The organism is Actinoplanes sp. NPDC051513, assembly GCF_044454685.1.
Lineage (GTDB): Bacteria > Actinomycetota > Actinomycetes > Mycobacteriales > Micromonosporaceae > Actinoplanes.
Genome location: NZ_JBITDW010000006.1, coordinates 286345 through 306758 on the forward strand (window position 1 = coordinate 286345; position 20414 = coordinate 306758).

Annotated in this window: 22 protein-coding genes and 1 pseudogene; 12 read left to right on the forward strand and 11 right to left on the reverse strand. The window is 71.0% G+C overall.

Annotation, left to right across the window (positions count from 1 at the left end):
- Window positions 1-3: 3 nt before the first annotated feature.
- From ACIA5D_RS21795 to ACIA5D_RS21805, 3 genes and pseudogenes are all read right to left on the reverse strand, one after another.
- Entirely contained in the window at window positions 4-897 is an 894-nt protein-coding gene (locus tag ACIA5D_RS21795; protein WP_396031967.1) for an ABC transporter ATP-binding protein, read from the reverse strand.
- 92 nt (window positions 898-989) lie between these two features.
- Window positions 990-2189 (reverse strand): glycosyltransferase, encoded by a 1200-nt coding sequence (locus tag ACIA5D_RS21800; RefSeq protein WP_396031968.1) that lies wholly within the window; start codon window positions 2187-2189, stop codon window positions 990-992.
- Between the two features lie 78 nt (window positions 2190-2267).
- A pseudogene (locus ACIA5D_RS21805) lies at window positions 2268-3844 on the reverse strand (phytoene desaturase family protein).
- Between the two features lie 71 nt (window positions 3845-3915).
- Here ACIA5D_RS21805 and ACIA5D_RS21810 point away from each other — a divergent pair.
- The gene (locus ACIA5D_RS21810; protein ID WP_396031969.1) at window positions 3916-4095 is read left to right on the forward strand and encodes a hypothetical protein; all 180 of its coding nucleotides are present in this window, start codon (window positions 3916-3918) and stop codon (window positions 4093-4095) included.
- Between the two features lie 120 nt (window positions 4096-4215).
- Window positions 4216-5289, forward strand: coding sequence for a Fic family protein (locus ACIA5D_RS21815; protein ID WP_396031970.1), 1074 nt, complete (start codon window positions 4216-4218; stop codon window positions 5287-5289).
- Here ACIA5D_RS21815 and ACIA5D_RS21820 read toward each other — a convergent pair.
- Both ACIA5D_RS21820 and ACIA5D_RS21825 read right to left on the reverse strand, forming a co-directional pair.
- Window positions 5267-6901 carry a RecQ family ATP-dependent DNA helicase gene (locus ACIA5D_RS21820; RefSeq protein ID WP_396031971.1) on the reverse strand — a complete coding sequence of 545 codons (1635 nt, stop codon included), beginning with the start codon at window positions 6899-6901 and terminating at the stop codon, window positions 5267-5269. The genes ACIA5D_RS21815 and ACIA5D_RS21820 overlap by 23 nt on opposite strands.
- 41 nt (window positions 6902-6942) lie before the next feature.
- On the reverse strand, window positions 6943-7065 hold the full coding sequence (locus ACIA5D_RS21825) for a hypothetical protein (protein ID WP_396031972.1): 123 nt from the start codon (window positions 7063-7065) through the stop codon (window positions 6943-6945).
- 139 nt (window positions 7066-7204) lie between these two features.
- Here ACIA5D_RS21825 and ACIA5D_RS21830 point away from each other — a divergent pair, with 139 nt between their 5' ends.
- Entirely contained in the window at window positions 7205-8785 is a 1581-nt protein-coding gene (locus tag ACIA5D_RS21830) for a glycoside hydrolase family 3 protein (RefSeq protein ID WP_396031973.1), read from the forward strand.
- 6 nt (window positions 8786-8791) lie between these two features.
- Here ACIA5D_RS21830 and ACIA5D_RS21835 read toward each other — a convergent pair whose 3' ends face one another.
- Entirely contained in the window at window positions 8792-9079 is a 288-nt protein-coding gene (locus ACIA5D_RS21835; protein ID WP_396031974.1) for a GNAT family N-acetyltransferase, read from the reverse strand.
- 39 nt (window positions 9080-9118) lie between these two features.
- Between ACIA5D_RS21835 and ACIA5D_RS21840 the strand changes: the two genes are divergently transcribed.
- The 7 genes from ACIA5D_RS21840 (at window position 9119) to ACIA5D_RS21870 (ending at window position 13095) form a co-directional block, all read left to right on the forward strand.
- Entirely contained in the window at window positions 9119-9448 is a 330-nt protein-coding gene (locus ACIA5D_RS21840) for a hypothetical protein (protein WP_396031975.1), read from the forward strand.
- Window positions 9449-9485: 37 nt separating this feature from the next.
- A complete protein-coding gene (locus tag ACIA5D_RS21845; protein ID WP_396031976.1) occupies window positions 9486-10310 on the forward strand; it encodes a DUF1206 domain-containing protein in 825 nt (274 codons plus the stop codon).
- A gap of 57 nt (window positions 10311-10367) precedes the next feature.
- Window positions 10368-11543, forward strand: a complete 1176-nt coding sequence (locus tag ACIA5D_RS21850) for a mechanosensitive ion channel family protein (RefSeq protein WP_396031977.1) — start codon at window positions 10368-10370, stop codon at window positions 11541-11543.
- Window positions 11544-11592: 49 nt separating this feature from the next.
- Window positions 11593-12027 (forward strand): phage holin family protein, encoded by a 435-nt coding sequence (locus ACIA5D_RS21855; RefSeq protein ID WP_396031978.1) that lies wholly within the window; start codon window positions 11593-11595, stop codon window positions 12025-12027.
- Complete coding sequence (locus tag ACIA5D_RS21860; protein ID WP_396031979.1) at window positions 12024-12305, forward strand: DUF3618 domain-containing protein; 282 nt, start codon at window positions 12024-12026, stop codon at window positions 12303-12305. The genes ACIA5D_RS21855 and ACIA5D_RS21860 overlap by 4 nt, the downstream gene beginning before the upstream one ends.
- Window positions 12302-12571 carry a DUF4235 domain-containing protein gene (locus ACIA5D_RS21865; protein ID WP_396031980.1) on the forward strand — a complete coding sequence of 90 codons (270 nt, stop codon included), beginning with the start codon at window positions 12302-12304 and terminating at the stop codon, window positions 12569-12571. The genes ACIA5D_RS21860 and ACIA5D_RS21865 overlap by 4 nt, the downstream gene beginning before the upstream one ends.
- A 320-nt stretch (window positions 12572-12891) precedes the next feature.
- Window positions 12892-13095, forward strand: coding sequence for a cold-shock protein (locus ACIA5D_RS21870; RefSeq protein ID WP_030440218.1), 204 nt, complete (start codon window positions 12892-12894; stop codon window positions 13093-13095).
- Window positions 13096-13209: 114 nt separating this feature from the next.
- On the opposite strand, the gene ACIA5D_RS21875 is transcribed toward ACIA5D_RS21870, so the two are convergent.
- The gene (locus ACIA5D_RS21875; RefSeq protein WP_396031981.1) at window positions 13210-13395 is read right to left on the reverse strand and encodes a hypothetical protein; all 186 of its coding nucleotides are present in this window, start codon (window positions 13393-13395) and stop codon (window positions 13210-13212) included.
- Between the two features lie 41 nt (window positions 13396-13436).
- Window positions 13437-14465 carry an aldo/keto reductase gene (locus ACIA5D_RS21880; RefSeq protein ID WP_396031982.1) on the reverse strand — a complete coding sequence of 343 codons (1029 nt, stop codon included), beginning with the start codon at window positions 14463-14465 and terminating at the stop codon, window positions 13437-13439.
- Between the two features lie 66 nt (window positions 14466-14531).
- On the opposite strand from ACIA5D_RS21880, the gene ACIA5D_RS21885 reads away from it, so the two are divergent.
- Together ACIA5D_RS21885 and ACIA5D_RS21890 are read left to right on the forward strand one after the other, a co-directional pair.
- Window positions 14532-15293, forward strand: a complete 762-nt coding sequence (locus ACIA5D_RS21885; RefSeq protein WP_396031983.1) for a trans-aconitate 2-methyltransferase — start codon at window positions 14532-14534, stop codon at window positions 15291-15293.
- A gap of 15 nt (window positions 15294-15308) precedes the next feature.
- Window positions 15309-16337 (forward strand): adenosine deaminase, encoded by a 1029-nt coding sequence (locus ACIA5D_RS21890; RefSeq protein WP_396031984.1) that lies wholly within the window; start codon window positions 15309-15311, stop codon window positions 16335-16337.
- Here ACIA5D_RS21890 and ACIA5D_RS21895 read toward each other — a convergent pair.
- The 3 genes from ACIA5D_RS21895 to ACIA5D_RS21905 form a co-directional block, all read right to left on the reverse strand.
- Window positions 16322-16474, reverse strand: coding sequence for a hypothetical protein (locus ACIA5D_RS21895; RefSeq protein ID WP_396031985.1), 153 nt, complete (start codon window positions 16472-16474; stop codon window positions 16322-16324). The two genes, ACIA5D_RS21890 and ACIA5D_RS21895, sit on opposite strands and share 16 nt — an antisense overlap.
- A 115-nt stretch (window positions 16475-16589) precedes the next feature.
- A complete protein-coding gene (locus ACIA5D_RS21900) occupies window positions 16590-18815 on the reverse strand; it encodes an RICIN domain-containing protein (RefSeq protein ID WP_396031986.1) in 2226 nt (741 codons plus the stop codon).
- Window positions 18816-19031: 216 nt separating this feature from the next.
- Window positions 19032-20414: an ATP-binding protein gene (locus ACIA5D_RS21905; RefSeq protein WP_396031987.1), complete on the reverse strand. Its 1383-nt coding sequence runs from the start codon at window positions 20412-20414 to the stop codon at window positions 19032-19034.

Here is a 20414-nt window from a genome sequence, read left to right on the forward strand (position 1 = left end):
GCGTCAGTCCTTTCCTACGAGCCGGACGAACGCCTCGTCCAGGCTGGCCTGCTCGATCCGCAGGTCGTTCGCGATGATCTGGTGGGCGGCCAGCACCGAGGTGACCGCGTGCAGCAGGTTTCCGGTGCCGACCACCTCGACCTGCGTGCCGTGCCTTTCGACGGAGGTGACCTCCGGCGCGGCCAGCAGCAACGCGTCGTCGAGCGGGTCCGACGGCCGGAAGCGGATCCGCTGCTCGGCGCTGATCGCGCTGACCAGCCCGGCCGGGGTGTCGAGCGCGACGACCTCACCGTGGTCGATCACGGCGAGCCGGTCGCAGAGCCGCTCGGCCTCCTCCATGAAGTGGGTGACCAGCACGATCGTGACGCCGGTGTCCCGGATGGACTCGATCAGGTCCCAGGTGTCGCGGCGGGCCTGCGGGTCGAGGCCGGTGGTGAGCTCGTCGAGGATCGCGATCTCGGGATTGCCGACCAGGGCGAGCCCGATCGACAACCGTTGCTTGCGGCCGCCGGAGAGCTTCGCGTAACGCGTACGCAAATTGTCGGAAAGCCCGAGCTCGCGCGCCAACGCCCGCCAATCGGCCGGGGCCGGATAGAAGGAGGCGTAGAGCTGCAACGCCTCCTGGACGGTCATCTTGTCGGGCAGCTGGCTCTCCTGCAGCTGCACACCGACAAGCTTGCGCAACTCCTTGTCGCGGGGCGGCCGGCCGAGCACGCTGATCGTGCCGTCGTCCGGCACGCGCAGGCCGGACACGCACTCCACGGTGGTGGTCTTGCCGGCGCCGTTCGGGCCGAGGATTCCGAAGATCTCACCACGCTCGACGGTGAACGAGACCTCCCGCACCGCGACCGTGTCCCCGTAGCGCTTCCGCAGATTCTGGACCTCGATGACTGGCATACGTAGAGCGTCGCGGGAAACCGACCGTGCCGAATCGACCGGCGAGCGAGCCTTCCGATCAACCAGTTGGTGGATGCCGGACTACTCCCGGCCTACACCGGACCCTGTGCCATCGCCTCGCTGGTGGTGCCCTTGCGCAGGCCGGCGACCGCGGCGTAGACCGAGCCGACCTGGGCGGCGACCCGCCGCCACGAGTAGGCCTGCCGCGCGCGGTCGAGAGCGGCGGTCGCGTACGCGAACCGGCGCACCTTGTCGTTGACCAGCCGCCGCAGCGCCCCGCCCAGCGCCCGCGGGTCGCGGGCCGGCACGAGATCGCCGGTCAGCCCGTCCACCACGGCGTCGTTGAGGCCGCCCACCGCGGTTCCCACGATCGGCACGCCGCAGGCCATCGCCTCCAGCGCGGACGGCTCGAGCTCGTCCTGCCAGGGCGCGGCCACGAAGAGGTCGGCCGAGCGGTACCACCGCGGCATGTCGGCCGACGGGACCCGGCCCACCAGCCGGAACCGGTCGGCGACCTGCAAGCGCTCGGCCAGGGCGCGCAGCTTGCGGGCGCCCGGGTCGGCGGGCAGCTGGTCGGCGGGCGGGCCGCCCACGACCACCACCTCGGCGGTCGGCACCCAGCGCATGGCCTGGATGACGTCGCCGAAGCCCTTGCGCTCGACCAGCCGGCCGACCGAGAGGATGCGCGGCCGGTCCGGATCGCGCTCGACGGCCGGTCCTTCGGGCGTGAACCGCTCCGAGTCGACCCCGGCCGGAACGACCGTGAGCTGCGTTCGGGGCACGCCGATGCGTACGAGACCGCGCACTTCGTCCTGTGACTGCGCGACCACCCGGTCGACCGCGCGACCCAGCGCCCGCTCGTAACCCGACCGCGACGGCTTGCCGTCGCTGGTCGCCCCGGCCTCGCCGAGCTCGTGGAAGGACTGCACCACGGGAATGTCCATCTGGCGGGCGGCGGTCACGGCGGCCAGGCCACTGGTCCAGAAGTGGGCGTGCACGACCTCGGGCGCCCAGCCGGCGCGCCACTGCTGCTCCAGCCAGCGGGCGAACTCGCCCATGTACGGCAGGAGCAGGTCGGGCGGGACGGCGTGAGCGGGGCCGGCCGGCACATGCACCACGCGGATGCCGCCGCGGGTGGTCACCTCCTCGGCGACCGTGGGATCGTCGCGCCGCGTGTAGACGCGCACCTCGTGGCCGAGTTCGACGAGCGCGGCGGAGAGATCGGCGACATGGGTGTGCTGCCCGCCGTCACCCAGGGGGCTGGCGTGCTCGGAAATCATCGCGATGCGCACGGTGTCCCTCCGGTCGGGCGACGGTGACGCGGTGGTTGGTGCCCGACGCCCGAATCGGTAAACATCACCCACGTCACGTTACCGGTAGACAGCCCGCTGAGCTGCGGCGATAGCGGCGCGGTAGAGATCTCCTGTGACGGGCGACTCGCGGGCGAGGGCGGCACGGGCGGCGTTCGCGCCCGGGGCGCCGTGCACGCCGCCGCCGGGGTGGGCCGAGGAGCCCGCCCGGTAGAGGCGGTCGACGGGGGTGTCGGCGCGGCCCAGGCCGGGGATCGGGCGCAGGAAGAGCTGCTGGTACGCGGCCGAGGTGCCGCCGCCGAGGGCGCCGCCGTTCAGAGACGGGTTCTCCCGCTCGAGGTCGGCCGGGGAGAAGACGTTCCGGCCGGCGATCAGCTCCCGGAAGCCGGGCGCCTGCCTCTCCACCGCGGCCTCCATCTTCTCAACGTGGGCCGCGATCTCGTCGCCGTGCCACTTCTCCCGCCGCGGCAGGTGCGTATAGGCCCACGCCGACTCGGTGCCCGGCGGCGAGCGGAGGGGGTCGGCGGTGGTCATCTGGCCGAGGAGGAGGAAGGGATCCGGTGGCATCTCGCCGGTGGCGAGCTGCGCGGCGTACCGGGTGAGGCCGTTCAGATCGGCGTTCAAGTGGATGGTGCCGCTGCCCGCCACCGCCGGGTTGCTCCAGGGGATCCGGCCGCGGACGGCCCAGTCGACCTTGACCGTCGCGCCGTCCCACCGGAAATGCGACAGATCTTCCACCAGGCGCGGCGGCAGCCGGCGTTCCCCGACGAGGTCGAGGAAGAGCGCCGGCGCCGGCACATCGGCGAGAACTGCCCGTCCTGCCCGGTAGTCGCGGCCGGCGCGGACCCCCATGGCCCGGTTCCCGGCGATCAGCACACGCTCGACGGGCGCGTCCGTAGACGACCTCGCCCCCGCGCGCCTGCAACCGGGCGACCAGCGCGTCGGTGATCCGCTGCGCGCCGCCGGCCGGGACCGGCCAGCCCACCTGTTGCCCGAGCATCGCGAGAAGCCAGCCGTAGACCCCGCTGCCCGCGTCGTCCGGCGACAGGTCGGTGTGCAGCGCGCAGCCGGCCAGCGCCAGCGTCGCGCCCTCCCCGCGGAACAGCTCCGCGCCGAGCCGGCGGGCCGGCACCATCAGCCGGCGCCCCAGCCGCAGCGCCCCGCCGACCCCGGAGCCGGGCGAGCAGGCCCAGGCCGGCCGTCACCGGCGGGAACGGACGCAGAATCGCGTCCAGCAACGGCGCCGAGATCGATCGCCACTCCTCGTACGCGCTGCGCTATCGCTCGCCGTCGCCCGGGGCGAACTGCTCCATCGACGCCATCGTGGTCTCGACGTCGCGGTTGACGGTGGCGGCGCGCCCGTCCAGCAGCAGATGGGTGAAGACGTCCGGCGCGTGCCGCCATTCGATGCCCAGGTCGAGCTCGCGCAGCACCGGCGAAGCGATCCCCAGCGGATAGAACGAGCTGAACAGATCTGACAGGTACCCCGGCGAGGTGACAAATCCGGACCGCACGGCGCCGCCCGGCTGCGGCGTCGCCTCCAGCACCAGCACCGACCACCCGGCGTCGGCCAGCAGGTTCCCGGCGACCAGCCCGTTGTGCCCGGCGCCGATCACGATCGCGTCCGCGACGTCCATCCGATCTCCCCACCCACGTTCGGTCCCGGTCCTTGCATTACACGACCACCGGAGACGGGTAGCTTGTCGCCATGGTCCATCCAACCGACGACGGCGTCTGGCGCGACGAGCAGAAACTCCCGCTCAGCGAGCTGCGCAAGGCCATGGCCACGTGGGACACCGACGGCCAGAACGACCCCACCGACAACGAGCATGGCACCGAGCCCGACGACGACATGCCGTCAACAACGGGCTACACCGGCCCCGACTGACCCACCAGTCGCCGATCATCATTTGACGCAATGATTGCGTCATTCTATCATTAGGTGGTGTTGTTTCCGACCCCGACGTTGACCTCGGCTGACCGGCCTGTTCTGGCCGACGTTGAAAAGATGCGCGACCGGCTCCGCCATCAGGTCCAGGCTCATCCCGGCAAGTGGACGTCCGGGCTGCGCAAGTTCCTGACCGCCGACGCCGTCGCCGCATCGAACTCCATCGAAGGTTTCCGCGTCACCACTCAGGACGTTCAGGATCTGATGGACGGTGAACGGGACGTCGAGGTGTCCGACGAGAACCGCGAGGAAACTCTCGCCTATCAGCGCATGATGACCTACGTGCAGTCGTTGCACGACGTCGCCGACTTCGAGTACGGCAAAGGTCTGCTGAACGCCCTGCACTGGATGCTGCAAGGGCACCGGCATACAAGAACCAAGCCGGCCGGGCAATGGCGCAAGGGGCCGGTCTACGTCACCGACCCCCGCGACCCGCTGGTCGCGGCCTATACCGCCCCCGACGCCGCCGGCGTCCCCGAGCTGATGGCCGAGCTGGTCGACTGGCTCAACACCGACGACGGCACCCACCCGTTGATCCGCGCGGCGATGGCCCACCTGCATCTGGTCTCCATCCACCCCTGGGCGGACGGCAACGGCCGGATGTCCCGATCGCTACAAACCCTGCTGATCGCCCGCGAAGGAGTCCTCGCCCCCGAGTTCTCCTCGATCGAAGCGTGGCTCGGCCGGCCGGGAAACACGTGGGAGTACTACCGGGAACTCCAGCGACGCGGCGCCACCTATCTACCCGACCAGGACGTCTCCGGCTGGATCCGGTTCAACTTGACCGCCTACCACCAGCAGGCGCAGGCGGTTCAGCATCGGATGGATCAGTCCGCCGCCGTGTGGGGACTGCTCACCGCATTCGCCGACAACGCCGGGTTGGACGAACGAGTCATATCCGCGTTGCACGACGTTGCCGTCGTCGGGCGGGTCCGGCGCGCACGGTACGAACAGGCCGAGGGCCTCACCCTCCAGCAGGCCCAACGCGACCTGCGCGACCTGGCCACCGCCGGCCTGCTCGTTCCGGTCGGCCGTACCCGGGCGCGCTACTACACCGAAGGCCCGCGGTTCCCCGCGCCGGCGCTGGAGATCGCCCGCACGCCGTTCACGCTCACCTCGCCCTATCCGGCTTGAGCAGCCGGCGCTCCAGAACGACCGGGACGGACAGCGTCTTGTAGCCGACGTCGTCGAAGAGGACGGTCATGCGGTCTTCCTCGTAGCCCATCACCATGCCCGTGCCCCATTCCGGGTGGCTTACCTTGCTGTGCACGGCGAACGGCTCGGCGGACGACGGCTCCGAGGTCGCGCCGTTCACGCAGTTGTCGCAGTGGCCGCAGCGGCGGGGCATGTCCTCGCCGAAGTAGGCCAGCAGGACCTGGCTGCGGCAGGCTCTGGTCTCGGCGAAGCCGCGCATCATGTCGGTCCGGGAACGGGAGACCACCTGCTGCCGCTCGTACTCCTTGACGGCCGCCGTCGCCGCGGCGGCCGGAAGCGGTGCGAACAGCGGAACCGTCATCTTGTTGCCGGCGCCGGCCACGGCGGCGCCGACCTGCTCGAGCAGGCCCAGGTAGGCGCCCAGCTTGCGTGGTCCGAGGCCGGTCTTGTCCTTCAACGCGGTCTTGGTCGAGGGGCCCGAGCGCAGCGCGCCGGCCAGTGAGCGCAGCTCGATCTCGTCCGGCGCGCCGCCGGTGAAGAAGCGCTGGATGGCCTCGTCCTCGGTGCGCCACAGCAGCATGGCGTGGGCGGGCTCGCCGTCGCGGCCGGAGCGCCCGATCTCCTGGAAGTAGCTGTCCGGCGAGTCGGGCAGCGCCACGTGCGCGACCCAGCGGATGTTCGCCTTGTCGATGCCCATCCCGAACGCGGACGTGGCCACCATGATGTCCACCTGGTCGGCGGCGAAGTCTTCCTGTCGCTGCTCGCGCGGGCCGCCGGCCATGCCGCCGTGGTAGAAGGCGGCGCTGTAACCGGCGTCGGTCAGGCGCGCGGAGAGCTCTTCCGCGGCGCGGCGGGTGGCGACGTAGATGATGCCGGGCCGCGCGGCCGAGTCGATCAGCTTGGTGAGCCGCCGCCAGCGGTAGTCCTCGTCGGGGCAGTACGCGACCTCGAGGAACAGGTTGGGGCGATCGAGCCCGGAGACGTGGATCTCGGGCTTGCGGAGCCGGAGCCGGTCGATGATGTCCTCGCGCACCGGCGGCGACGCGGTGGCCGTCAGCGCCAGCACCGGCGGGCGGCCCATTTCCTTGATCATGTCGCCGAGGGCGAGGTAGTCGGGCCGGAAGTCGTGCCCCCACGCCGAGATGCAGTGCGCCTCGTCGACGGCGACCAGCCCGGGCTTCAGCGCGCGCACCTCGGCGAGGCGGCCGGGGTTGCTCAGCTGTTCGGGCGTGATGAAGAGGAACTCCGCCCGGCCGGACCGGATCTCCTCGAGCGCCGCCTTCTGCTGGTTGGGGGTCTCGGCCGAGCTCACCCGCACGGCGCGCAGGCGCGGGTCGTTCCGCTCGTTGAGCGCCGCGATCTGGTCCTGCTGCAACGCGAGCAACGGGGAGATCACGACCGTGGGTCCGGGCAGCAGGACGGCCGGGACCTGGTAGATGGCCGACTTTCCGGCTCCGGTGGGCAGCACGACCAGCGCGTCCCGGCGGCGCAGCACGGCGCGCATCGGTTTGAACTGGCCCGGGCGCAACGACGGCCAGCCGAAAAGGCGCGCGGCCTTGCGCAGACGTGGTCCATAGACAGGCAGCTTCATGGCGCGGGCCATTGTGCCCCATCGGTGTGACAGTCAAACCGCTACTTGAACATCCGGCGGATCGCCCAGAGCAGAAGCAGAACGGCAAGAGCAACACCAAGCAGGCGTACGGCGTGGATCTGTGACCAGTCGACGCCGGAGGTCTCGGCTAGCGGATACGACACGACCCGCATGGTATCGAGCCCCGCCTAATAGAAAGGTTTGTTGACTAAATCGGGGAGGTGGTGTGACCATAGGTCGGCACAACGGGGGGGCGCGCTCCCACGAGCGCGCGCGACGACATCAGCGGAGGTACGGGGGCCCATGCCCAACCAAGGCGAACTGCCGGAGCTGGCCGCGACCGTGCTCCAGCCGGGTTTTGTCGGCACGAGCGCACCCGACTGGGTCCGCCGCTGGCTCGCCGACGGACTGGGCGGCGTGGCGCTGTTCGCCCGTAACGTCGAGTCGCCGGCGCAGGTGGCCGCGCTCACCGCGCAGCTGCGGGCCGAGCGCCCCGACGTGATCGTGGCCATCGACGAGGAAGCCGGCGACGTCACCCGCTTCGAGTCGCGGCAGGGCAGCTCCCGCCCCGGCAACCTGGCGCTCGGCGCGATCGACGATCCGGCGCTGACTTTCGCCGTGGCGTCCGATCTGGGCGCCGAACTCGCCAACGCGGGCATCACCCTCGACTACGCCCCCGACACCGATGTCAACAGCAACCCCGACAACCCCGTCATCGGCGTACGGGCATTCGGCGCCGAGCCGCATCTGGTGGCGCGCCACTCGGCGGCGTTCGTCCGTGGTCTTCAGGACGCCGGCGTCGCCGCCTGCGCCAAGCATTTCCCCGGCCACGGCGACACCAGCGTCGACTCGCACCACGACGTCCCGCTGATCGACCGCGACCGGGCCGAGCTGGACGCCTGCGAGCTGCTGCCCTTTCGCGCCGCGATCGAGGCGGGCGCCCAGGCGGTGATGACCGGGCACCTGCTCGTCCCCGCCTTCGACAACAAGCTTCCGGCGACGCTGAGCCACCCCATCATGACCGGCCTGCTCCGCGAGGAGCTGGGCTTCCAGGGTCTGATCGTCACCGACGGCATCGAGATGCAGGGGGTACGGCGCAGGTACGGCCTCGCCGGCGCGACGGTGCTGGCGCTGGCGGCCGGCGTCGACGCGATCTGCGTCGGTGGCGACAACGCGGACGAGCAGACCGCCGTCCTGCTGCGGAACGCGATCGTCGAGGCGGTGCGCAGCGGCGAGCTCGGTGAGGAGCGGCTGGCCGACGCGGCGGCCCGGGTGCGGCGGCTGGGAGCTTGGGCGAGCGCGGCGCAGACGCGTACGGGGGCGCGGGCGATCGCGAACCGGGCGTGGCCCATCGCCGACCTGGCGGCGGTTCCGAAGCCGCCGAACGGTTCGGCTGCCGGGGTCGGCTTCGAGGCGGCGCGGCGTGCGGTGCGGGTGACCATCGCCGAGGGCGCGACCCCGCTGCCGATCGACCGGCGGGCGCACGTGGTCGAGTTCGCCCCGCCGCGGAACATCGCGATCGGCGCCGAGACCCCCTGGGGCATCGGCGCGCCCCTGGACGACCTGCTGCCCGGCACCACGTCGATGCGGCTGACCGCCGACGACCTCGAAGGCCTCGCCGACCCGGCAGCCCCGGTGCTGGCCGGCGCCGACGGCCGCGCCCTCGTGCTGGTGGCCCGCGACGTGCACCGGCATCCCTGGCTGGCGGCGGCGCTGATCCGGGTGCTCGAGGCGCGCCCGGACGCGATCGTGGTGGAGATGGGCGTGCCGGTGACGGTGCTCGGCGGGGTGCACATCGCCACCTACGGCGCGACCCGCGCCTGCGGCCTCGCGGCCGCCGAGCTCATCGCCGGCAACCGGGTGCCCGCCCCGCTCGCGGCCTAGGTTCTGCTACTCGACGACGATGTCGTCGTACTCGGGGTGCTCGGAAACGTAGCGGGCGAAGAACGGGCAGATCGGCACGACCTTCTCGCCGCGGGAGCGGATCAGGTCGAGCGTCCGCTGGGCCAGCTCGTTGCCGAGGCCCCGGCCACGGAATTCCGGGTTCACCTCGCTGTGGGTGACCACGACGACGGTGTCGCCGCGACGGCGGTACATGGCCAGGCCGGCCACCGCGCCGTCGACCAGGAGCTCGAAGCGATGGTTGGCGGCGTTGTCCTGCACATCGAAGTCGCTCACGTACCTCACCTTAGGGTCGCGCGGTGCCCGTACCCTCTAATGGTGCTCAAGCCCACCCGGCGCGTCGTCGCCGCGCTCAGCTCCGCCATCATCGGCCTCGCGTTGCTCTCCGGATGCAGCAGCGACAACGTGAACTGCGGCATCGACCAATGCACGGTGACCATCGACCGCGAGGTGAACGCGAGCGCCAGCGTCCTCGGCATCGAGGCGAAGTTCGTCAGCGCCGACGACAACACGGTCACGCTCGACATGGCGGGCGAGCAGGTCACCCTCACGAAGGGGCAGCAGGCGGCGCAGGTCGCGGGGCTTCAGGTGTCGCTCGACAGCATTACCGGTGACACCGTCAGTTTCCAGGTGTCACGTAACTGAGGTTTGTCTGACCTCGGCTCGGGTCAATGAGGGGGGCATGTCCTCCGCGACTTCGAACGTCAAATACACGGCCTCACGCGCGGCCGACAGCAAGCCGCTCGAGTACATCGCTCGGGCTGGTTTCGTCGGCTACGGCATCATCCATCTGCTCTTCGCCTGGATCGCGTTCCAGGTCGCGTTCCGCGGCTCCGGCCAGGAGAGCGACCAGTCGGGCGCGTTGCAGCAGCTGGCCGGCAACGGCCTGGGCAAGGGTCTGCTCGTCCTGATCGCGATCGGCATGGTGGGCCTGGCCGTCTGGCAGGGCTTCGAGGCCGCGATCGGCGAGAGCGGGCCGCGCGACAAGACGGCGATCGCCGAGCGGGTGATCTCCGGGGTGCGCGCGGTCCTCTACCTCTTCCTGGCCTGGTACGCGGTCAACGTGCTGCGCGGCGCCAACGCGTCGATGGCGCAGAGCCAGGAGAACAAGTCGGCCGGCCTCATGGCGAACGCCGGCGGCCGCTGGCTGGTCGGGTTCATCGGGCTGGTCGTGATCGGCGTCGGCATCGGGATCTTCGTGTACGGGCTGCGCGAGAAGTTCGTGAAGCACTTGAACACGGAGCAGATGGCCGCGTCGGTGCGGAAGTCGACGATCCGGCTCGGCAAGGCCGGCTACATGGCCAAGGGCGTCGCGTACGCCATCGCCGGCGTCCTGGTCGTCGCCGCGGCCGTCACTTACGACCCGGAGAAGGCCCGCGGTCTCGACGCGGCGCTCAAGACGCTCGCGGGGCACCCGTGGGGCGTGTGGCTGCTGGCGCTGATCGGGCTGGGCATCGGCGCGTTCGGCATCTACTGCTTCGCCCAGGCCCGGTATCGCAAAGTGTGACCTCTCTCTACTCTCCTGGCAGGGTTGGAAGACCGCCCGGGTGGAGAGGAGAGCACGATGCGCGACCTGATGATCGGCATCCTGACCGTCGTGGCCGCGGCCGGCGCCGCGATCGTGCTCGTGGAGATCCTGCACTGGGTTCTCGGCCGGATCGGCCGCCGCTCCGAGCTGGCGGCCGATCTGGCCCGCACCGCGCACCGGCCCTTCCTGGCCACGGTCACCCTGTTCGCCGTCCAGCAAGCGATCCGGTGGCAGGCCGGCGAGTTCGACGGCCGCGGCGCGCTGCTGCACCTGCTGGTGATCCTGTTCATCGCCGCGTTCGCCTGGCTGGTCGCCGCGCTGGTGCTGGTGCTGGAGGACGCGGCGCTCGCCCGCTGGCGCACCGACGTGCCGGACAACCTGAAACGCCGCCGCCTCAAGACCCAGGTGGTGATCCTGCGCCGGGTCACGGTGGCCACGATCGTGGTGCTGACGCTCGGCGTGGTGCTGATGACCTTCCCCGGGATCCGGGCGCTGGGCGCCAGCGTGCTCGCCTCGGCCGGCCTGATCAGCGTCATCGCGGCGCTGGCCGCGCAGAGCACGCTCGGCAACGTCTTCGCCGGGCTGCAGCTCGCGTTCAGCGACGCGGTGCGGGTCGACGACGTCGTGGTGGTCGAGGGCGAGTGGGGGCGGATCGAGGAGCTCACGCTCACTTACGTGGCCGTGCAGGTCTGGGACGACCGCCGGCTGATCCTGCCGACCTCGTACTTCACCACCAAGCCGTTCCAGAACTGGACGCGTACGGGATCGGCGGTCCTCGGCACCGCCGAGCTGGACGTGGACTTCGGCACCGACCTCGAGCCGCTGCGCGCCGAGCTGCGCTCGGTCTGCGAGGGATCCAAGCTCTGGGACGGCCGGGTGGCCGTGCTGCAGGTGACGGATGCGGTGGGCGGGAACGTCCGACTGCGGGCGCTGGTCAGCGCGGCCGACGCGCCGGCGCTGTGGGACTTGCGCTGCCTGGTGCGAGAGCGCCTCGTCTCGTACGTGTGGCAGTACCAGCGCGACGCCCTGCCGCGGATGCGTGCCGACCTGGAAGGCCCGGCCGCCCCCGCCGGGCCGCGGACATCCCCGCCGCAGCAGCCTTCGGCCGACGCCCAGGTGTTCTCCGGCGGGCGGGATGCCGAGGAGCGCGGCGCACGATTCGCCGGACCGGATGACACCACCGCTCAGGCGGGTTTCCGGCAACAGGATTGACTGTCAGTTGATCAGGGCATAAACCCATTGCAGGGAAAGGGGGGACACGATGGCCGATGTCCTGAACGGTAGGGCAACCAGGCCGGTCGCGGAGCAATCCACGGCCGAGCTCGTGCAGACCGCCAGTGAGCAGATCACCCGACTGGTCCGCGACGAGTTGGCGCTCGCGAAGGCCGAGCTGGCCGAGAAGGGAAAGCACGCCGGAATCGGTATCGGGCTGTTCGGCTCCGGTGGAGTGCTGGTCTTCTACGGCGTGGGCGCCGCGATCGCGACTCTGATCATCGTGTTCAACATCTTCCTGCCGCTGTGGCTGGCCGCGCTGATCTGGACCGTGGCGCTGTTCCTTCTGGCCGGGATCCTGGCCCTGATCGGCAAGAATCAGGTGACCAAGGCGGTGCCGCCGGAGCCCAAGGCCGCGATCGAGAGCGTCAAGCTCGACGTCGACGAGGTCAAGCAGGCGGTCAAGGAGCGGAAACGGGCATGAGCGAACAGACGAGCGACAAGGCCGCGGCGCCGGTGCCGAAGCCGACGATCGACGAGTTACGGGCCGAGATCAAACAGACCCGTGCCGACCTCGGCGAGACCGTGCAGGCCCTCGCGGCCAAGGCGGACGTCAAGGCGCGGGCCCTCGACCAGGTCGAGGTGGCCAAGCAGCGGGCCCGCGAGGCGGTGTCGGCCTCGCCGGTGCCGATCGCGCTGGCCGTCGCGGGCGTGGCGGCCCTGGTCGGAATCATCCTGGTGACGCGAGGGAGGCGTCGGTGAGCAAGGTTTCCAAGATCGCGTACAAGCCCGTCGGACTGTTGCTCGGCGCGGCCGCCGGCGCGCTTGCCGGCTTCGCCTTCAAGGAAGTCTGGAAGGTGGTCTCCGGCGACGACGACGCACCGAACGCAACCGATGAAGAGCGTGGATGGGGCGAGGTTCTCGCGGCCGCCGCGTTGCAAGGCCTCATCTTCGCTGTCGTTAAGGCGGCCGTCGATCGGGGAGGCGCTACCGGAGTCCGCAGACTGACTGGTCAATGGCCTAAGTAAGTCTGTGCTGAAGAGCAACGGTCTCCCACATCGCGAGAGCGAAGTGGGGGGCCTTTTCCGTATCCGCAGGCGTTTATTCGATTCGCTTCAGGGGCAGCTTTCGGGGTCCTTTCTCAGGTACAGTGTGGCCAGTTTTTGCGTACGTGGTTCGCTGCTTCCGCCAAGACCACGGAACGCTGGCCGATGTGACCGTCGGCGAGCGTCCTCGGGTGGCGGCGGATGGGACGTCCTCTGAAAGGCCGCCTCACGGCGCCGCTGCTCGAAAACGGTCATCGGCCCGGGATTCAGCGGGGCCGGCATTTCCAGAGGGAGAGTTCAGCATGGCGCAAGGAACCGTGAAGTGGTTCAACGCGGACAAGGGCTTCGGCTTCATCACCGTCGATGGTGGGGGTGCTGACGTGTTCGTCCACTTCTCGGCCATCCAGATGAGCGGCTACCGCAGTCTGGAAGAGAACCAGCGGGTCGAGTTCGAGATCGCCCAGGGTCAGAAGGGCCCGCAGGCAGAGCAGGTTCGCCCGCTCTGAGACAAACACGCCGGTCCTTCGTGACCGGCCGCCGATCGCCTGGCGGAGATCGGCTCGGATCTAGACAAGCCCCGCACTCCGGTTTCGGAGTGCGGGGCTTTCCGTTAATTGTTCTTATTTTCTTTTGGATCGAGATCGGACACGTTCGCCGATCACCGTCAAGATCAGCCCGAACACGGCCACGGCCCCGCCGACGAATGCCCAGGTTTGTTTACCGCTCATCTTGCTGTCGGTGAGAATGTCCAGTCCCTGAACTGTCCACAACGCACCGACGACGATCGCGAGCAGCCCGATCGTCATGAGCAGCCACCCCTTGAGCTTGGGGGGTGATGCCGGTTCGTTCACCATTTGTCATGCACCGCCGGGCGAATCAGTTCGTCGTACACCCTTTGCACCGCGGCATGGGTCTCCGGCGGCAATGGCGCGAGGCCGGCGGCGGCCGCGTTGGCGCGGGCCTGCTCGGCATTGCGGGCGCCCGGGATGACCACGGTGACGGCCGGGTGGTCGATGATCCAGCGCAGCGCGAACTGCGCCATGGTGGCGCCGGCCGGGGCTGTGCCGCTACCCGCGCCTCGTCCTTCGGACGGCGCGGAGAACCCGGGCACGAGGGGGCGCAGCCGGCGGACCGCCTCGAGTCCGGTCGCGAAGTCGACGCCGGCGAACGTCTCGCCCACGTCGAAGGACTCGCCGTGCCGGTTGAAGTTGCGGTGGTCGTCGGCCGCGAACGTGGTGTGCTCGTCGTACCGGCCGGAGAGCAGGCCGCTGGCGAGCGGGACCCGGGCGATGATGCCGACACCGGCCTCGGCGGCGGCCGGCAGCACCCGCTCGAGCGGCTTGAGCCGGAACGCGTTCAGGATGATCTGCACGCTCGCGGTGCCGGGGCGGGCGATCGCCGCGAGGGCCTCCTCGACCTTCTCGACGCTGACGCCGTACGCCTTGATGCGCTTCTCCTCCACCAGGGTGTCGAGGGCGTCGTAGACCGCGTCGGTCGAGTAGACCGGCGTGGGCGGGCAGTGCAGCTGGACCAGGTCGAGCGTGTCGACGCCGAGGTTGGACCGCGAGCGGTCGTTCCAGCGGCGGAAGTTGTCGAGCGTGTAGTTCTCCGGCAGCTGCTCGACCCGCCGCCCCATCTTGGTGGCGACCGTCAGCTGCGGTTTGTCCTTGATGAACGAGCCGACGATCTGCTCGCTGCGGCCGTCGCCGTACACGTCGGCGGTGTCGATGAAGGTGACCCCGGCGTCGACCGCGGCCTGCAGGGTGGCGTGCGCGTCGGCCTCGCTCACCTCACCCCAGTCGGCGCCCAGCTGCCAGGCGCCCAGGCCGACCACGCCGACCGTGCGGCCCATCCTCGAGAAGCTGCGATTTTCCACGTCCCGACCCTATCGTTTCCTCTGCTATCTTCTTGCAAGACGTACGTACGGTTTGAAAGGTTGATCATGTGGGATCCGACCGTTTACCGGCGCTTCGGGGCTGAGCGCTCGCGCCCCTTCTTCGATCTGACCGGCCGCATCGACAGCGATCGCCCGCGCGCGGTCGTCGATCTCGGCTGCGGCCCCGGCGAGCTGACCCTGACTCTGGCCGAGCGCTGGCCGCAGGCCCGGATCACCGGCATCGACTCCTCACCCGAGATGATCGACAAGGCCGTGGCGCACGCCGGGCCGGCCTGGTTCCAGCTCGGCGACGTGCGCGACTGGAAGCCCGGCGCCGACGTCGACGTGCTGATCACCAACGCCACCCTGCAGTGGGTCGACGGCCACCACGAACTGCTCGCCCGCTGGGCCGCCGAGCTGCCCGCCGGGGCGTGGCTGGCCATGCAGGTGCCCGGCAACTTCGACGCGCCCTCGCACCGGCTGCTCCGGCAGGTGGCGGCGACCTACGGCGTGGCCCACGTGACCCGCGAGGCGCCGGTCGACGACCCGACCGGCTACGCCGGCCTGCTGATGGCGACGGGCGCGGAGGTGGACGCCTGGGAGACCACCTACCTGCACCTGCTGCCCGAGGGTGGCGAAACACACCCCGTGCTGCGCTGGATGGAGGGCACGGCGTTGCGGCCCGTCAAGGCCGCGCTGGACGAGAATGCCTGGGAGTCGTTCCGCGCCGATCTGGGGCAGGAGCTGACCGCCGCCTACCCGGCGGCACACGGGCACGTCGCCTTCCCGTTCCGCCGCGTCTTCGTGGTGGCCAGGACCGCGACATAGGAGAAGGGACATCGGGTGACCGAGCTGACCTCGTTCATCGCCGGGCTGCCGAAGGCCGAGCTGCACGTCCACCACGTGGGCTCGGCCTCGCCGCGGATCGTGGCCGAGCTGGCCGCCCGGCACGAGGGCAGGTCGCCGGTGCCGGCCGACCCGGCCGCGCTCGCCGACTACTTCGCGTTCCGCGACTTCGCGCACTTCATCGAGGTCTACCTCACCGTGGTCGACCTGATCCGCGACGACGAGGACGTGCGGACGCTGACCTACGAGGTCGCCCGCGAGCTGGCCCGCCAGCAGGTCCGGTACGCCGAGCTGACCATCACGCCGTATTCGAGCGTCAAGCGCGGCATCGCGGCCAAGGCGTTCTGCGAGGCGATCGAGGACGCCCGGCGCTGCGCCGCCAAAGACTTCGGCATCGAGCTGCGCTGGTGCTTCGACATCCCCGGCGAGGCCGGCCTCCCGGCGGCCGAGGAGACGCTGCGGATCGCGCTCGACGAGCGGCCCGACGGACTGATCAGTTTCGGCCTCGGCGGCCCCGAGATCGGCGTGCCGCGGCCGCAGTTCAAGCCGTTCTTCGACCAGGCGCGGGCCGCCGGGCTGCACAGCGCGCCGCACGCCGGCGAGACCACCGGTCCCGCGACCGTCTGGTCGGCCATTCGCGACCTCGGCGCCGAGCGGATCGGGCACGGCATCTCCGCCGTCGGGGACCCGCAGTTGGTGGCCTACCTGGCCGACAACCGGATCCCGCTGGAGATCTCGCCGACCTCCAACGTGCGGACCCGGGCGGTCCCCTCGATCGAGGAGCACCCGCTCGCGACCCTGGTCGGCGCCGGCGTGCGGGTCAGCATCAACTCCGACGACCCGCCGATGTTCGGCACCACGCTCGAGGAGGAGTACGCGGTCGCCGCCCGTCTGCTCGACCTCGACGAGGACGGGGTGGCCGGGCTGGCGCGGGGCGCGGTCGAGCAGAGCTTCCTCGCCCCGGCCGGGAAGGAAGCCCTGCTCGCGGAGATCGGTGACTACGCGGCGGCTCAGAAGCGCGCGTAGAGCGGCTCCTGCCAGACCGCCAGCACCACGATGATGCCGATCGTGAGGATCGCGATCCAGCGCACGAGGCGCCGCTTGTTGAACCGGGCCGGGCCCTCCTCGGGCTCGGCCAGGGGCTTCGTCAGCGTGTCGGGCATCGTCGCCTCCCAATAAAGGGCGATCGGTGAACCTTTTTCAACCTGGCGTCGGGCCTGAGGTTGCAGGCCGTTGATCGGCGCCGGGTCCTGCCGCCCTGGCCACGTTGAAAAAGGTTCAGTCGGGTACCGCTGTCCAGCTCTGGTGGCGCTGACCGTTGCCGTTCTGAAGCACCAGCACCCGGTGCGCGCCGAAACGTTGCTGTCCTACGCCGACGACCAGGTCGCCGACCGTGGTGCGCATGGTGAATCCGTAGTCCGAGGCCTGCAACTGCCAGCGGGCCCCGTCGTCGGTGCCGCAGTCGCCCTGCACCAGGGGAGTGCCGGCCACGGGGTTGCCGTCCAGCGGCACCACGCATTTGCCGGTGGCCCGCGAGACGAGCGAGTAGGCGCCGGTGCCGGCCGGCACCAGCTGCCATTGCTGCTGCGCGTTGCCGTCGGCCTCGGCGAGTGTGAGCGGCGTGCCGTTGGCGGTGCGCGCCGCGTACAGGTCGGCGGCGCCGCCGGTCAGCGCGTTGGTGAGGGCGAACCACGTGTTCTGGGCCGGGCGGGCGGCCGGCGCGGTCTCGGCGGTCGCCTTCGCCGCGTAGGCGCTGCCCGACTTGATGGTGACCTGGTACGTCCCATCGGGCTCGAGGCCGATCAGCCGCGCCCGGGTGGCCTTCGTCGTGGCGATCGGGGAGTTGCCCACCCAGACCTCGTACGTGGCCGTGGGGGACGCCGCGCTCCAGGTGAGACGGACCGAGCTGCTGGTCGCGTCGCGGATCTCGAGCACCGCCTGCACCGCCTCGGCCTGCGCCTTCGGCTGTCCGGCCGGCAGGACCCGGTGGCCGGCCTGCTCGGTCGGCGGTCCGGCGGAGGCGGCTGCGCCGTTCCCGTTGTTGCCGCCGGTGTTCCCGTTCCCGGCGCCGTTGGCGTTCCCGTTCCCGGCGCCGTTCCCGGGGGCCGTGACCGCCGGGCTCGGCGGCGCGTCGCCGCCGCCGTCGGCCGCGCCCGCGTTGTACGAGACGCCCGTGCTCGGCGCCACCGTGGGAGCCGCGGTCGGCTCGGTGCTCGGCCCGGTCGGGATCGCGGGGGTGCCGCCCGCGTCGGGCACGTCGTCGCCGCCGTCGCCGCGCAGCAGGAACTCGCTGGTCGCGATGTTCCAGTTCGTCGCGAGGTAGCTGCCCGGCTTCGGGTTGGTGCTGAAGTAGTCGTCGTGGCCGCAGTCGAGGCGGGTCTCGTGCTTCTTGGGACAGATGTTGCGCAGTGGCTTGCCCGAGCGGTCCTCGCCGCAGAGCAGGTCGTACTCGTCGAGGCAGCCGCCGGCGCCGCTCGCGTTCGGCGAGTTGACCAGCACCGCGCCCAGCGTCTGGGTCAGCTCGCGGGCTGCCATCACCGAGCTCCAGCAGCCCGAGTCGACCCGGCCGTAGGAGGGGCCGCCGTTGTTGCGGTTGCCCAGGCCGGCGCGGGTGTCGGCGATGTAGGTGGCGATGCCGCAGTAGACGTTCGAGTCGGCGAACATCAGGTACTTGCGGTCGTTGCGGTTGTAGCCGAGCGTCTGCAGCGCCCGGATGCTCTTGGCGAACGTGCCGAGCGCCTCGGGCGGGAGCTGCACCTCGGCGACGTCGACCCGGCACTGCGGGTTGGTGACGAAGCGGATGTGCCGCGACCCGCCGGTCTCGCCGGCGCTCTCGTCGAAGATCTGGTCGGCGCCGCCGGCCCAGGTGCGGATCGAGCCGAGGAAGTCGGTGTACCGCGACGGCGTGCCGAACTCGTGCAGGTAGAGCACCTGGACGCGCTTGCCGCTGCGGCCGTCGGCCTCGCACGCCACGTTCTGCGAGCCCATGATGAAGTCGGCCTCGCCGGGCGCCGCGTCGGGGATCAGCGCGGGGGCGTCCGCGGTCAGCGCGCTGCCGCCCTCGTCGCGGGCGATCTCGGCGTCGGCCGGCACCGCGCCGGTCTCGAGCGTCGGCTGGACCGGCTCGGGCGCCTTCGCGGTCACCGGCGCGACGCCGCGGCGAACCGCAAGGCCGGCCGGGGCCGGGTCGGGGCCACGGGTGCAGGTCTGATCGTCCAATTGGTACGAGCCCGCGCAGATCGCGTCGGACTTGGCCGCCGCGAGTCCCTCGTAGACCAGGCCCTGGCCGGGGTTGTCGGCCGGCAGCGCGGTCAGCTCGAGCTGCCGGGAGCCGCCGGAGACCTCCTCCACCACGCTGGGGCCGACCACGCCGCCGATGCCGAGCACGGCCAGACCCAGCCCGACCGGCAGCAGCCGGTGGGTCCAGGGCCGGTTCGTCGCGCGGGGGCGCTCCACCCGGCGATGCGCGCGCGGCGCAACGACCAGCCGGCGGTGGGTGGACAAGTCCTCTCCTTGCCTGGCGGGGGCGCGATGGGAAGCGGCCATGGGGTTGCCGCCTCCCACCGCGTGTGAGCTCCGCCGGTTCGCTTCGCGGGGACGTTTTGCGGGTTTCGAACCGGGAAGCCGGATGGGATCGTCGGGAACGATCCCACTCCGGCGGAGCCGGGGAAACCTTCTTAACGCAGATCTAAGCAACTGTTGCACCGCCCGGCGTCATGCTCATTCCGGCCTGCCCGGGCGGCTCGTCCGCTCGCGCGCGAGGCGCCCCACCAGGCCGAACCGGCTTGCCTGCTTGGGTGCGGCCTCGGCGTCGGCCAGCAGCATCACCACGCTGGCGCCGCCCATCGCGGCACGGTCGAGACTGACCGAGCCACCGGCGGCCGTGGCCGCCCGGCGGGCGATGTCGAGCCCCAGGCCCGTCGAGCCCTGGTTGCTCTGACCACGCTGCATTGCTTTCTCCGGGTCGGGGATGCCGGGCCCCGCGTCGTCGACCCGGACGGCAACCCAGCCGTCACGGCGGGAGATGCCGACCTCGAACGCGGTGCCCTGGGGGGTGTAGCGGAACACATTACCCAAAACGGCATCAAGAGCGGCAGCCAGCTCCGCACGCGCCACCGGAACGGGGATACGGAGATGGGCGCCGATCACGCGGTACTGCCGGTTCTGGTCGGTGGCAAGCGCCGACCAGAACATCATCCTTTCCCGGACCACCTCGCTGGCGTCGCACAAGCCGTCCTCGGGGGCCTCGGCGACCTGCGCCGCGACCGCCTGACGGGTCGTGTTGATCAGCTGGTTGACCTCGCCCTCCAGGGTCACGATCGCCTGCCGGATGCGCCGGATGCCGCGACGGCGGTCGAGCTCCTCCTGGTCGAACATGCCCACCTGGGTGTCGTCCGGATCGAGCGCCTCGGCGTCCAGCCGCAGCGCGGTCAGCGGGGTGCGCAGCCGGTGCGACAGGTCGGCGACCAGCTCCCGCTCGTCGGTGCGCGCGGTGATCAGGCGGTCGGCCATCCGGTTGAACGCGTACCCGGCCTCGGCGAGCTCGCGCGGGCCGGACGGCTGGATACGCACGCCGAGATCGCCGCCGCCGACCGCGAGGGCCGCGTGCACGAGGTTGCGGGCCGAGCTCACCGCGCCGCGAGCCAGCCGGTCGACCACGAAGACCGAGCCGCCGACCAGGCCGAGCGCGATGCCGAGCAGCAGCAGCCAGTTGCGGGTGGTGTCGCCGGCGAGATCGGCGGACGGCACGAACACCTCGACCACCGAAGTCTTGCCGGCCACGGTCACGGGCTCCAGGCGTACGAGGCCGTTGGTGACGCCCACCTCGCGGATCGCGCCGCCGGAGGCCGTCAGTCGCACCTCGGCCGCGCCCGCCCACCCGCCCGCGACGTCGCCCGGGGGATGGGCCACCGCCTCGCCGCCGGCGGCCGAGACCGCGGCGGCCACGCCCTTCTTGTCGGCGCCCGCGGCGATCGCGCCCGCGATCGTGGCGCTGCGCCGTTCGGCCAGCGACATGACCTGGTCACGGTGGTCGGAGCGTAGGTACCAGCCGAGCGGAACGAGGAAGGCGAGGGCGGCGACGGCGGTGGTGGCGGCCGTCAT

What these genes read in the sequence shown, in the direction of transcription:
- ACIA5D_RS21795 (WP_396031967.1), bottom strand. Translation starts at nt 897, where the DNA reads ATGCCAGTCATCGAGGTCCAGAATCTGCGGAAGCGCTACGGGGACACG.
- ACIA5D_RS21855 (WP_396031978.1), top strand. Translation starts at nt 11,593, where the DNA reads ATGGCCGATGTCCTGAACGGTAGGGCAACCAGGCCGGTCGCGGAGCAA.
- ACIA5D_RS21850 (WP_396031977.1), top strand. Translation starts at nt 10,368, where the DNA reads ATGCGCGACCTGATGATCGGCATCCTGACCGTCGTGGCCGCGGCCGGC.
- ACIA5D_RS21885 (WP_396031983.1), top strand. Translation starts at nt 14,532, where the DNA reads ATGTGGGATCCGACCGTTTACCGGCGCTTCGGGGCTGAGCGCTCGCGC.
- ACIA5D_RS21815 (WP_396031970.1), top strand. Translation starts at nt 4,216, where the DNA reads ATGCGCGACCGGCTCCGCCATCAGGTCCAGGCTCATCCCGGCAAGTGG.
- ACIA5D_RS21820 (WP_396031971.1), bottom strand. Translation starts at nt 6,901, where the DNA reads ATGAAGCTGCCTGTCTATGGACCACGTCTGCGCAAGGCCGCGCGCCTT.
- ACIA5D_RS21895 (WP_396031985.1), bottom strand. Translation starts at nt 16,474, where the DNA reads ATGCCCGACACGCTGACGAAGCCCCTGGCCGAGCCCGAGGAGGGCCCG.
- ACIA5D_RS21870 (WP_030440218.1), top strand. Translation starts at nt 12,892, where the DNA reads ATGGCGCAAGGAACCGTGAAGTGGTTCAACGCGGACAAGGGCTTCGGC.
- ACIA5D_RS21830 (WP_396031973.1), top strand. Translation starts at nt 7,205, where the DNA reads ATGCCCAACCAAGGCGAACTGCCGGAGCTGGCCGCGACCGTGCTCCAG.
- ACIA5D_RS21845 (WP_396031976.1), top strand. Translation starts at nt 9,486, where the DNA reads ATGTCCTCCGCGACTTCGAACGTCAAATACACGGCCTCACGCGCGGCC.
- ACIA5D_RS21905 (WP_396031987.1), bottom strand. Translation starts at nt 20,414, where the DNA reads ATGACGGCCGCCACCACCGCCGTCGCCGCCCTCGCCTTCCTCGTTCCG.
- ACIA5D_RS21860 (WP_396031979.1), top strand. Translation starts at nt 12,024, where the DNA reads ATGAGCGAACAGACGAGCGACAAGGCCGCGGCGCCGGTGCCGAAGCCG.
- ACIA5D_RS21810 (WP_396031969.1), top strand. Translation starts at nt 3,916, where the DNA reads ATGGTCCATCCAACCGACGACGGCGTCTGGCGCGACGAGCAGAAACTC.
- ACIA5D_RS21840 (WP_396031975.1), top strand. Translation starts at nt 9,119, where the DNA reads ATGGTGCTCAAGCCCACCCGGCGCGTCGTCGCCGCGCTCAGCTCCGCC.
- ACIA5D_RS21875 (WP_396031981.1), bottom strand. Translation starts at nt 13,395, where the DNA reads ATGACGATCGGGCTGCTCGCGATCGTCGTCGGTGCGTTGTGGACAGTT.